Raw genomic sequence first — 10,035 nt, forward strand, 5'->3', positions numbered from 1 at the left:
TGTCGCTGTGCGGCTGCGCCGCGTGGGCGCGACCGCCCACCGGGCGCGCGCCCGAAAGGGCACGCAAGGTGGTCCGGGGGCGAAGCCCCCAGGTGCGGGACGGGAAGGGGCGGCGGGGGCGAGGAACGCCCTACGCCAGCCCCCGCCGGGCGACAGCGGGCCCCCGGTGCCCCGCGATCGCCGCCACCATGTCCACCACCTGCCGCGTCTCGGCGACCTCGTGCACCCGGTACACCTGAGCCCCCAGCCACGCCGACACCGCGGTCGTGGCCAGCGTCCCCACCAGCCGCTCCTTCACCGGCCGGTCCAGCGCCTCCCCCACGAAGTCCTTGTTGGACAACGACACCAGCACCGGCCACCCCGTGGCGACCATCTCGTCGAGCCGCCGCGTCGCCTCCAGACTGTGCCGCGTGTTCTTCCCGAAGTCGTGTCCGGGATCGATCAGCACCGACTCCCGCGGCACCCCGAGCGCGACCGCCCGCTCGGCCAGCTCCACGGTCACCTTCAGGATGTCCGCCATGACGTCGTCGTACGTCACCCGGTGCGGCCGGGTCCGCGGCTCGGCGCCGCCCGCGTGCGTGCACACCAGCCCCACCCGGTACCGGGCGGCCACCTCGGCGAGCCGCGGGTCCACACCGCCCCACGCGTCGTTCAGCAGATCGGCGCCGGCCTCGCACACCGCCTCGCCGACGTCCGCCCGCCAGGTGTCCACGCTGATGACCACGTCCGGGAAGCGCCGCCGCACCTCGGCGACGAAGCCGACCGTGCGCCGCGCCTCCTCCTCGGCCGTCACCTCCTCGCCGGGGCCGGCCTTCACCCCGCCGATGTCGACGATCGCCGCACCCTCGGCGACCGCCCGCTCCACCCGCGCGAGGGCCGGCTCGTCGCGGAACGTCGCCCCCTGGTCGTAGAAGGAGTCGGGGGTCCGGTTGACGATCGCCATGATCACCGGCTCGTGGGCGTCGAATTCACGCCTGCCCAGCCTGAGCATCCGCTGTGACCTCTTCTCGTACGTTCCGCTCTTCGGCCGCCTGCGACCCTAACCGGCAGCGTCGCATGGCACGATCGGACCCTGACACATACGACAGACTCCGGACTCCGTGGGGACCTCAGCGATGGTGATGTTCTTGTTCCTGGTCGTCGCGCTCGCGGTCGTCGTCGCCGCGGTGACCCTCGCGGTCGTGGGCGGCGGGGGCACCGGACCGCTGCCCGAGGCCGGGCCCGAGCGGCTGCACGACCCGCTGCCACCGGACCGCCCGGTGGGCCGTGCCGACGTGGAGAGCCTGCGCTTCCCGCTGGCCGTCCGCGGTTACCGCATGGCCGACGTGGACGACGCCCTCGGCCGCCTCGGCGCCGAACTCGCCGAGCGCGACGCCCGGATCGCCGACCTCCGGACCGCGCTGGCGGGCGCCCGGTCCGCCGCGGCCCCGGTGCGCCTGACCAAGCCGGAACCGGAGGACCAGCAGTGACCGACGCGACGGCACAGAGCCCGGTGACCGAGGCGGCGCCCGACGGCGCCGCGCTCGCGGGCCCGGACGGCGCACGGCGCTGTCCCTGGGCGCTGTCGTCGCCCGAGTACGTGGCCTACCACGACGAGGAGTGGGGCCGCCCCGTCCACGGCGACGACGCCCTCTACGAACGGCTCAGCCTGGAGGCCTTCCAGTCCGGGCTGTCCTGGATCACCATCCTGCGCCGCCGCCCCGGCTTCCGGGCCGCCTTCGCCGACTTCAAGATCTCCGCGGTGGCGGAGTTCACCGACACCGACCGCGAGCGCCTGCTCGCCGACACCGGGATCATCCGCAACCGCGCCAAGGTGGACGCGACCCTCGCCAACGCGCGCGTGCTCGCCACCTGGTCCCCGGGCGAGCTGGACGCCCTCATCTGGTCCCACGCCCCGGACCCGGCCACCCGCACGGTCCCGCACACCCTCGCGGACGTCCCCGCCGTCACCCCGCAGTCCACGGCCCTGTCCAAGGCGCTCAAGAAGCGCGGCCTGCGCTTCGTCGGCCCGACGACGGCGTACGCGTTGATGCAGGCGTGCGGACTGGTCGACGACCACCTCGCGGACTGCGTGGCACGGCGCCGCCCCTGAGCGCCCGCGGGAGCGGCGCCGCCGCGCTGCGCGGATCAGCGGCCCAGGTACTGCGGCCTCTCCTTGTTCACGAACGCCTGCACGGCGATGTGGTGGTCCTCGGAGTTCCCCGCGCGCGTCTGCAGCTCGTCCTCCTTCTCCAGCGTCTGAGCCAGGGAGTGCGTCAGGCCGTAGGCCACCGACGCCTTGAGCGCGGCGTACGCGAGCGTGGGGCCCGAGGCCAGCTTCCGCGCGGCCTTCTCGGCCTCGGCACGCAGCTCGCCCGCAGGTACGACCCGGTCGGCGATGCCCAGCTCCAGGGCCTCCTGGGCGGTGACGGTGCGCGGGAAGAGCAGCAGGTCGGTGGCGCGGCCGGCGCCGACCACCCGCGGCAGGGTCCAGGAGATGCCGGAGTCAGCGGTCAGGGCGACCCCGGCGAACGAGGTGTTGAACGACGCGGTGTCCGCGACGATCCGGTGGTCGGCGGCGAGCGCGAAGCCGAAGCCCGCCCCGGCGGCCACCCCGTTCACCGCGGCGACCACGGGCTTGGCCGCGCCCGCCAGCGCCCGCACGATCGGGTTGTAGTGCTCCCGTACGGTGCTCATCGTCTGCCCCGAGCCGCTCTCGCGGTCGGCGGCCAGCAGGCCGATGTGCTCCTTGAGGTCCTGGCCCACGCAGAACGCCCGGTCACCCGCGGCGGTCAGCAGCACTGCCCGGACCGCCTCGTCGGCCGCCGCGGCCTCGGCCGCGTCCCGGAGCGCGACCTTGGTCGCGATGTCCAGCGCGTTCATCGCCTCCGGGCGGTTCAGCGTGATCGTCGCGAGAGCGTCGCTCACCTCGTAGAGCACGGTGTCGGCCATGGCGCATCCCCTCCGGTGTCGGCTCCGGCGTACCGCTCGGTACGTCCTGTGTCCGAAGGACAGCATGACGGAGATCACCGGCCCGAGCGCGGAGCGGCCGTGTGACCTGCGTCAAAGAATTCGGGTGGGCCGGGTGCCGGCGGACGCGGGCGTGGGGGCGCAGTATCGCAGTCACATCCCCGAATTGAGTGGTTTTGCTCGCGCGCGTTGCCCAAGCGATGCGGACCGATGTTGGTCATCGGGTCCTGGGATGCGGGATAATGGCTGGGAAGCAATGTGTTCGATGCCGGTGTCGCGTGTCCTGGGCCGTTCTGGGGCGTGGAGCGCGCGCGTGCCCTTTTCGGTGCGCCGTCGGCTTTGACGATGAGCTGGGTTTCAGGAAGGGGAACGAGCATGGCGGCCATGAAGCCGCGGACGGGTGATGGCCCGCTCGAGGTCACCAAGGAGGGGCGGGGCATCGTCATGCGCGTTCCGCTCGAAGGCGGCGGTCGACTCGTCGTCGAGCTGACCCCTGACGAGGCCGACGCGCTCGGCGACGCCCTCAAGAAGGTCGTCGGCTGACGCGGAAGCGACCATACCCTTTCAGTGACCCCGGTACCGCGCGCGGTGCCGGGGTCGCTGTCTGTCCTGCCGGGGGCCGGGGGCCGGGGGCGGGGGCGGGGAGTCAGGGGCCGGAGCCGGAGCCGGAGCCGGGGCCGGGGCGGAGGTCGGAGGGGCGGGGTCGAGCCGGGAATCCGCGCACCGGGCCACGGGGCCGGGCGTCCGGGCCGGGGGCCGGATGTCCGGGCCGGGGGCCGGATGTCCGGGCCGGGCGGTTGCGCTCGCCGGACGGCTCAGCGCTTGACCGCGCACAGCAGGCCGTCGCCCACCGGGAGCAGCGACGGCACCAGCTCGGGGCTCTCGCGCACCGTGCGCAGCAGCTCCCGCAGCCGGACGACCTCCGCCGGCTGCGGCCCGGAGTCCACCGTCCGGCCGTGCGCGAAGACCCCCTCGAAGACGACCAGGCCACCGGGGCGCAGCAGACGCAACGATTCGGCGAGATAGTCGGGGAACTCGTGCCGGTCGCCGTCGCAGAACACCAGGTCGTACCCGGCGTCCGCGAGCCGGGGCAGGACCTCCAGGGCACGGCCGGGGATGAAGCGGGCGCGGTTGCTCGCGAACCCGGCGGCCCGGAACGCCTGCCGGGCGAACTGCTGGTGCTCCGGCTCGGGGTCCACGGTGGTCAGCACCCCGTCCGGGCGCATCCCGTGCAGGAGGTGGATGCCGGAGACGCCGGTGCCGGTGCCGATCTCCGCGACCGCCTTCGCGTCGACGGTGGCGGCGAGCAACCGCAGCGCCGCGCCCGCGGCGGGGGACACCGAGCGCAGCCCTGCCTCGCCGGCCCGGTCCCTGGCCCAGTGCAGCGCGTCGTCCTCGGCGACATAGGCGTCGGCGAACGCCCAGCTCGTCTGCCGGTTGCCGGTAATGACCCTCTCCTGTCCCCTGGATGCCTGGGCGTGACTGTATCCGTTGGGGCCGGGAACCCGCAGATGGGACCGGTCGTTTGAAGGGGTGGGGGAGCAGTGGGCGACGTGACCGGAGGCCGGACGGGGGGTATGGGATGGAACGGGACGACGAGCAAGTGCCGACGCAGCCGGATGACCCGTGGCAGGGCGTGTCAAATTCAAGTAAAACCGCTTATCCGGAGCTAACGGGCGAGGTGGCTATGGTAGGGGCTCCACTGGACACCACCAGAGCCGACAGGGGAGGTGCGGCCGCGCCTGGGGATCGGGGAGGAGTGCTGCGGCGCTTCCTCGGATCGGCAGGCAGGCCGAAATCCGTGAACGACACCGCTGCTGACCCGACCCACGCCGAGGGCCCCGCCCAGACCGCGACCTTCTCCAGCGACGCGGACGGGCAGGCGTGGACTCCGCCCACCTGGGAGGAGATCGTCAGCACCCACAGCGGTCGCGTCTACCGCCTGGCCTACCGCCTCACCGGTAACCAGCACGACGCCGAGGACCTCACCCAGGAGGTCTTCGTCCGGGTCTTCCGCTCCCTGTCGACATACACGCCGGGCACCTTCGAGGGCTGGCTGCACCGCATCACGACCAACCTCTTCCTGGACATGGTCCGCCGCAAGCAGCGCATCCGTTTCGACGCGCTCGGCGACGACGCGGCAGACCGGCTGGCCAGCAAGGAACCCACCCCGCAGCAGCTCTTCAACGACGCGCACTTCGACGCGGACGTCCAGCAGGCCCTGGACACCCTCGCGCCCGAGTTCCGCGCCGCGGTGGTCCTGTGCGACATCGAGGGACTCTCCTACGAGGAGATCGCCGCGACCCTGGGCGTGAAGCTCGGCACGGTCCGCTCCCGTATCCACCGCGGCCGTTCGCAGCTGCGCAAGGCCCTGGCGCACCGTTCGCCCGAGGCCCGGCAGGCCGAGCGGCGCCGCTTCGTGCCCCGCGTCGCCGCGCTGGGGGGAGGGGGCGCGACCGCGTGAGTGGGTCCCGATCCAACCCCGCCGCGAGGGGCTTCGCGGAACAGCATCTGGGAGACCGGCTCTCCGCCCTGGTGGACGGGGAGCTAGGTCATGAGACGCGTGAGCGCGTCCTGGCGCACGTGGCGACCTGCCCGAAGTGCAAGGCGGAGGTCGACGCGCAGCGCCGGCTGAAGAACGTCTTCGCCGAGACGGCCCCCCCGCCGCCCTCCGAGAGCTTCCTGGCCCGCCTGCAGGGACTGCCGGGCGGCGGCGACGCGGACGGCGGCGCGCCGCTGGGCGCGGGAGGCTTCCCCGGCAGGCTCTCCGGTCTCCCCGGGCGCGCGCAGGACTCCGGGGACACCGGGATGTTCGGCGTGCGGCGCGGCGAGCGGTTCGAGTTCGGGTACGTGGCGGCCGCCCCGTTCGCCCCCGAGCCGGAACCGGAGCGGCCGGAAGGCTTCAGGATCCATCACGTCGGCCGCCCCGACGCGGACCGGCCGCCCTCGCGCGGGCTCCGCTTCGCCTTCGTCGCCGCCGGTGCGGTGTCGCTGGCGGCGGTCGCCCTCGGCGGCGTCACCACCGGCGCCGCGGGCGACACGGCCGCGGAGGCGCGCGGCGGCTCCGGTACGGGCAGCAACGTGACCCCGGCGCGTCCGGCCGGCGCGGCGGCGGTGGGGCCCGAGGCCTCACGGCGCCGCCAAGCGCCGAGCGCGCCCCTGCCAATCCAGCGGTCGACCGGCGCGGGACCGGCGGCGGCGACGTCGCTGTCCGCGCCCCTGCTGCCCGGCGTGCCCCCACCGGAAGCCGCCGTACCGGTGACGGACGTGGCGCACATGCTGACGGCTCCCGTGTCCGCCGGGGCCGCGATGCTGTCCCCGCTGATACGTCCGCTCGGCACCCGGCCGCCGATCTCCCTGACGGCGTGGTCCGCCGACCCGCAGCTCACGGCGCCCGGTCTGCTCGCGGCACCGGCGCCGGGCCCGACGCCCAGTCCGCCTTCTCCCGCCACCGCGCACCTGGCGCCCTGACCGGCGGCAGGCTCCTGCGCGGCGGCCCGTGAACCTGGTTGAATCCAGGTGGTCGCGCCCATGACACCCGTCCGGGCGCGCGGTCGACGAAGCACGGCCACCGCCGACGAGCCGTGCCGCGGGCACCTGTGGGGAGAGCATGAACGAGGGGAAGCCCCCGAAGTCCACCCGCCCGAGGTGGTGGAGCCGCCCCCGGCCCACCCCGCCGGGGGAAGCGGAGCCCATGGCGGCCCCCACGGCCCCGCAGGACCCGCCCGCGACCGCACACGCCGCTCCCGGCACGACGGGGCCCGCGCTCGCCCCTGACGACGGGCACGGGAACGACGCGAACCACGGGGACTACGAACTCCAGCGCCCCGCCGGGCAACTCTCGGGCGCCACCCCCGCGCCCGCCTGCCAGGAGCCGGTCGCGCCCGCCGCCGAGCGCCCCGGGCCCCTGCACGACCCCGACCCCTACAGCACCCCGCCCTACGGCGAACCGGGCCCCTGGGCGCCCGCCCCACCGGTCCAGCACCCGACGACCCCGACACCGCCGCCCGCGGCCACGTCGGCGCCCTTCTCGGGGGCCGTTCCGGCGCAGGGTCCCGCCGCGGGAGCGCCCGCTGCGGCGCCCACGCCCACCGCGGCCCCGGAAGCCGCCCCGCGGCCCCCGTCCGCGCCGGTACCGGCCCCGGCGGCAGGATCCCCCGCCCCTGCGGCCGCCTCCGCCCACCTCCCGGCCCCCCAGGTCCCTCCGCACGTCTCTTCCCATGCCTTTGCCCAGGGCGCCCCGGACCCCGTCCCGGCGCCGCACGGCCCGGCCGGCCCGGCCGGCCCGTGGCAGCGCTACGACCCCTGGACGGCGCGGCCGGGGCACGGGCCGTTCCAGCACAGCGGGACCGGTGCGGCGAGCGCGGAGCAGCGGCGCGGGCGCCTCCGGCGGTCCCTCGTCGGCGGGGCCGCGCTGCTGGCGCTCGCGGCGGGCGTGATCGGCGGGATCGTAGGGGCCTACCTCGAACGCAACGGCGGCATCGGCACCGTGGAACTGCCGCAGGCGGGCAAGGAGCCCGCCGGGCGGGCACCGGACAGCGTGGCCGGGATCGCCGCGCGCGCCCTGCCCGGCGTCGTCACCCTGCACGTGTCCGGTTCCGGCGAGCAGGGCACCGGCACGGGCTTCGTGCTCGACCGCGTCGGACACATCCTCACCAACAACCACGTCGTCGGGCCCGCCGCCTCCGGTGGCGACATATCGGTGACCTTCAGCGGCGGGCAGACCGCCCGCGGCAGGATCGTCGGCCGCGACACCGGGTACGACCTCGCCGTCGTGCAGGTCCGCGGCGTGCGCGGGCTGACGCCGATGCCGCTCGGCAACTCCGACAACGTGCGGGTGGGCGACCCGGTCGTCGCCATCGGCGCCCCGTTCGACCTGGCCAACACCGTCACCTCGGGCATCATCAGCGCCAAGGAGCGCCCCATCACCGCCGGTGGCGAGAAGGGCGACGGCAGCGACCTGTCCTACGTCGACGCGCTGCAGACGGACGCGCCGATCAACCCCGGCAACTCCGGCGGCCCCCTCCTCGACTCCCGCGGCCGGGTCGTGGGGATCAACTCGGCCATCCGCTCCGCCGACACCGGATCGGACGTGGAGGGGGGACAGGCGGGCTCCATCGGGCTCGGCTTCGCCATCCCGGTCAACCAGGCCAAGCGGGTGGCCGAGGAACTGATCAACACGGGCCGGGCCAGCCACCCGGTGATCGGCGTGACCCTCGACATGGCCTACCAGGGCGACGGCGCCAAGGTCGGCGCGCGGGCGAAGGACGGCGGATCCCCGGTCACGCCGGGCGGCCCGGGCGCCGAGGCCGGCCTCAGGGCCGGTGACGTGATCACCGCGGTGGACGGCGTGCGCGTCCACTCGGGTGAGGAACTGATCGTCAGGACGCGCGCCCACCGCCCCGGCGACCACCTGGACCTGACCGTCGAACGCGACGGGAGGAAGCGGCGGGTCACCCTCGTCCTCGGCTCCTCGGACGGCGGCTGACACGGGGCCCCTGCGGCCGGGCCCCGTCGGCGACACGTGCCCCGCCCAGGACGACGCGGACCTTCCGCAACGCGGACAAGCCGGAAAACTGGTCGTGTACACGGAGCCCGACACCGCGGGACGGTACCGGTCCGACACCTGGGACGGGTACCGTGGATCCGGCCCGGACCACGGATAGACCCGCACAGACCGGACCACCCGAGGGCCGAGGACCACGGACATCGCAAGGAGCTTCAGGTGTTCAACGACATAGGACTGCCCGAGCTGGCGACGCTCATCGTCCTGGCCATGCTCGTGTTCGGTCCGGACAAGCTCCCCAAGCTCATCCAGGACGTGACGCGCACGATCCGGAAGATCCGCGAGTTCTCGGACAGCGCCAAGCAGGACATCCGCAAGGAGCTGGGTCCGGAGTTCAAGGACTTCGAGTTCGAGGATCTCAACCCCAAGACGTTCATCCGCAAGCAGCTGGACAACGAGGACCTGGGGCTGAAGGAGATCCGCAACGGCTTCGACCTGAAGAAGGAGATGGCCGAGGTCACGGACGCGGTCACCGGCCGCGACGCCGACTCCTCCGCCGCCTCGTCCTCCTCGTCCGCTTCCGCGATGTCCCCGGTCCCGGCCGCGGGCGCCCCGGCGGGTCCGGCCGGCGGCCGCGTCGACATGACCAAGAAGCCCGAGGGCCCGGACCGGGACGACCGCCCGCCCTTCGACGCGGACGCCACCTGAGCCACACGGCCTGAACCCGACGCTCCGGAGAGCCACGCCCCGGGCGCGTTCCCTGCCGCCCCGGGCGGGGTCGATATGCTGCCGAGTTGTTGTGCGGACCGGACGAGTACGCCCGATGGGGGGCGGGCCGCGCCGGTCCGACGAGAGCGAGGAGGCGTCCGGGTACATGGAGACGACAAGTAGGGCGGTCGCGCAGGCACCGGCCGAGGAGGGCGGACAACCGCTCCCCTCCGCCCGGCGCACGGTCGACGGCTACCTGCTGGCGCCCTTCCCGTGGTACGGCCTCGACGAGGCCTTCACGGGGCCGCGCCGGCTGATGCAGGTCGGCACCTCCGCCGACGGCTGCGTGGAGCACGGTTCCCTCGGGCACGGCGACGAGCCCTCGGTGCGCAACGAGTTCGTGTCCGGTTCCCCGGACGATCCCAGGGAGAAGTTCGCGGTCGTCGTCACCGTCGCCGCCAACCCGGTACGGCAGCTCGCCGACGGCACCGGCCGCCTGGAGGCCACCTCCGTCTCCTCGGCGGCCTGGCTGGCCGGGGTCGGCCTGCTGTCCGTCACCTGGCCCATGCAGATGGACCACGCCCTGCGCGACGACTGGCTGGAGCAGCAGACCGAGACGGCGTGGGTGCTGGCCGACGACCTGTCCGGTCCGGACTGGACGTCGCTCTCGCTGCCCGTGGACGGCGAGCCGACCCCCTTCCACTACCGCGAGTCCGAGTTCGGCTGGGTGCTCGCCGGATCGACTCCGCAAGGGGTGCACGTGGGGGCGTACGGACGGGGGATGAGCGCGTACGGGCTGGGCTTCGCCGTGGTCGAGGACATCACCTCGTACGCCTGATCTCCCCGCCGGGGGTTACGACGAGGAAGGGCGC

11 protein-coding genes are annotated in these 10,035 nt (G+C 74.3%); 8 read left to right on the forward strand and 3 right to left on the reverse strand.

Annotated features, from left to right (window positions below; all coding sequences use genetic code 11):
* Window positions 1-130 precede the first annotated feature (130 nt).
* Window positions 131-991, reverse strand: coding sequence for a dihydropteroate synthase (folP, locus tag ACFC02_RS30610; RefSeq protein WP_376364259.1), 861 nt, complete (start codon window positions 989-991; stop codon window positions 131-133).
* A gap of 124 nt (window positions 992-1,115) precedes the next feature.
* On the opposite strand from folP, the gene ACFC02_RS30615 reads away from it, so the two are divergent.
* Together ACFC02_RS30615 and ACFC02_RS30620 are read left to right on the forward strand one after the other, a co-directional pair.
* Window positions 1,116-1,469: a DivIVA domain-containing protein gene (locus tag ACFC02_RS30615; RefSeq protein WP_376364262.1), complete on the forward strand. Its 354-nt coding sequence runs from the start codon at window positions 1,116-1,118 to the stop codon at window positions 1,467-1,469.
* Entirely contained in the window at window positions 1,466-2,092 is a 627-nt protein-coding gene (locus tag ACFC02_RS30620; protein WP_376364265.1) for a DNA-3-methyladenine glycosylase I, read from the forward strand. Before ACFC02_RS30615 ends, ACFC02_RS30620 begins: the two co-directional genes overlap by 4 nt.
* Before the next feature lie 35 nt (window positions 2,093-2,127).
* Here ACFC02_RS30620 and ACFC02_RS30625 read toward each other — a convergent pair whose 3' ends face one another.
* Window positions 2,128-2,931: an enoyl-CoA hydratase/isomerase family protein gene (locus ACFC02_RS30625; RefSeq protein WP_376364268.1), complete on the reverse strand. Its 804-nt coding sequence runs from the start codon at window positions 2,929-2,931 to the stop codon at window positions 2,128-2,130.
* 393 nt (window positions 2,932-3,324) lie between these two features.
* Here ACFC02_RS30625 and ACFC02_RS30630 point away from each other — a divergent pair, with 393 nt between their 5' ends.
* Entirely contained in the window at window positions 3,325-3,492 is a 168-nt protein-coding gene (locus ACFC02_RS30630; protein ID WP_003966491.1) for a DUF3117 domain-containing protein, read from the forward strand.
* Window positions 3,493-3,764: 272 nt separating this feature from the next.
* On the opposite strand, the gene ACFC02_RS30635 is transcribed toward ACFC02_RS30630, so the two are convergent.
* The gene (locus ACFC02_RS30635) at window positions 3,765-4,460 is read right to left on the reverse strand and encodes an O-methyltransferase (protein ID WP_376364282.1); all 696 of its coding nucleotides are present in this window, start codon (window positions 4,458-4,460) and stop codon (window positions 3,765-3,767) included.
* A gap of 248 nt (window positions 4,461-4,708) precedes the next feature.
* On the opposite strand from ACFC02_RS30635, the gene sigE reads away from it, so the two are divergent.
* The 5 genes from sigE to ACFC02_RS30660 all read left to right on the forward strand — a co-directional run bounded on the left by sigE (window position 4,709) and on the right by ACFC02_RS30660 (window position 10,001).
* Window positions 4,709-5,413 carry an RNA polymerase sigma factor SigE gene (sigE, locus tag ACFC02_RS30640; RefSeq protein WP_360979101.1) on the forward strand — a complete coding sequence of 235 codons (705 nt, stop codon included), beginning with the start codon at window positions 4,709-4,711 and terminating at the stop codon, window positions 5,411-5,413.
* Window positions 5,410-6,420 carry a zf-HC2 domain-containing protein gene (locus ACFC02_RS30645; RefSeq protein ID WP_376364271.1) on the forward strand — a complete coding sequence of 337 codons (1,011 nt, stop codon included), beginning with the start codon at window positions 5,410-5,412 and terminating at the stop codon, window positions 6,418-6,420. Before sigE ends, ACFC02_RS30645 begins: the two co-directional genes overlap by 4 nt.
* 139 nt (window positions 6,421-6,559) lie before the next feature.
* Entirely contained in the window at window positions 6,560-8,437 is a 1,878-nt protein-coding gene (locus tag ACFC02_RS30650; protein ID WP_376364273.1) for a trypsin-like peptidase domain-containing protein, read from the forward strand.
* A gap of 237 nt (window positions 8,438-8,674) precedes the next feature.
* A complete protein-coding gene (locus ACFC02_RS30655) occupies window positions 8,675-9,163 on the forward strand; it encodes a sec-independent translocase (RefSeq protein WP_376364276.1) in 489 nt (162 codons plus the stop codon).
* Window positions 9,164-9,329: 166 nt separating this feature from the next.
* Entirely contained in the window at window positions 9,330-10,001 is a 672-nt protein-coding gene (locus ACFC02_RS30660) for a hypothetical protein (RefSeq protein WP_376364279.1), read from the forward strand.
* The last annotated feature ends 34 nt before the right edge of the window (window positions 10,002-10,035 follow it).

The organism is Streptomyces sp. NPDC056160 (genome assembly GCF_042268205.1).
GTDB lineage: Bacteria > Actinomycetota > Actinomycetes > Streptomycetales > Streptomycetaceae > Streptomyces.

Bases quoted from the DNA above. Each gene is read 5' to 3' on its own strand.
- folP (WP_376364259.1), bottom strand. From the start codon at position 991: ATGCTCAGGCTGGGCAGGCGTGAATTCGACGCCCACGAGCCGGTGATC.
- ACFC02_RS30615 (WP_376364262.1), top strand. From the start codon at position 1,116: ATGGTGATGTTCTTGTTCCTGGTCGTCGCGCTCGCGGTCGTCGTCGCC.
- ACFC02_RS30625 (WP_376364268.1), bottom strand. From the start codon at position 2,931: ATGGCCGACACCGTGCTCTACGAGGTGAGCGACGCTCTCGCGACGATC.
- ACFC02_RS30630 (WP_003966491.1), top strand. From the start codon at position 3,325: ATGGCGGCCATGAAGCCGCGGACGGGTGATGGCCCGCTCGAGGTCACC.
- ACFC02_RS30650 (WP_376364273.1), top strand. From the start codon at position 6,560: ATGAACGAGGGGAAGCCCCCGAAGTCCACCCGCCCGAGGTGGTGGAGC.
- ACFC02_RS30660 (WP_376364279.1), top strand. From the start codon at position 9,330: ATGGAGACGACAAGTAGGGCGGTCGCGCAGGCACCGGCCGAGGAGGGC.